Raw genomic sequence first — 1,052 nt, forward strand, 5'->3', positions numbered from 1 at the left:
AGTTGCCAAAGCGCTTGGGTAGGCCGCGCCATTTGCAGCCATGCTCGGCAACGTAAAGGATGGCGTTGACCACTTGCAGGTTGGTCATGCTGACATTGCCGCGCTGCGCCGGCAGGCAGTGTTCGATTAGAGAAAATTGTGCTGGCGTGATCTCCATGCACGATAGTTTAATCGCTCGGGCCATTAGTGTTAACAGGCCCTAGTAGGAAAATTTTCATATGGTCTGACGATGGCGCGAGAGAAAAACATTGAGGAGCTTAATGAGGGAATTGATTTAGATCCCGAATCCTGCATTCCGCAGGGTGATTGGACTGAAAACGATTGGTTCCCGAAATTTGTCTCCGATTATATCAAAGACATGAAGGATGAGCAGGGTATCTAGCTGAGCCGCGTAATAGGCAGAATGGTCGTTAGCTTACATCAGCTTTGGAAGTAAGAGTTTTGATGAAGCTAGCAGCATTTACTACTTTAGCCAAATGTCCAGAAGATAGGTTGTTTGCAGTGGCAAGCAGCTTGGTTGGCTTTGTTTTAAGTGAGCCGTCGGCGGATGCGGTGTCGGTGCTAGGAATTCTGCGATTCAATGCAGCAATAAATCCGACGATATCTTTTGTATTTCTAACTACGTGAATAAATCCTTTGTAGTGTTTAAAAGTAACAAAAGGGCGTAAAGTGAGAGATATCTCACGCTATTAAAATGAACGTTTGATAAATGGGGTAATTTTGCCTAAAATCATCTTTACTTAAGAAGGCAATTGGGCAATTCGATTTAATGGCGTTTTGGTTTGAGCGAAAACTCGGAAAGTTGTTTCAGCTTTGAGACATAAGTGTGCTGGAATGTGAGCCTGGAGACACTACAGTCGGGTGGTGCACTGGCGAGTCCGTGGCGCAGTTTTATTTGAGCTATCGCTATCTCGGCAGCTCAGTGTGTCGACTCCCCGTAATTCAATGCCAGCTAAAACTAGAGGTCTTCGGTTGATGTTGATCACGGAACTCGGCGGGCGTTAGCCCGCCCAGGCTGTCGTGCGGGATCTGCTGGTTGTAGTCGGCCAGCC

1 protein-coding gene is annotated in these 1,052 nt (G+C 47.1%); it reads right to left on the minus strand.

Annotated features, from left to right (window positions below):
- Positions 1-157: transposase (locus ABS769_RS22465; RefSeq protein WP_233368074.1), on the minus strand; the 157-nt coding region annotated here is incomplete at its 3' end.
- Positions 158-1,052 lie beyond the last annotated feature (895 nt).

Source organism: Xanthomonas hortorum (genome assembly GCF_040279205.1).
Lineage (GTDB): Bacteria > Pseudomonadota > Gammaproteobacteria > Xanthomonadales > Xanthomonadaceae > Xanthomonas > Xanthomonas hortorum_F.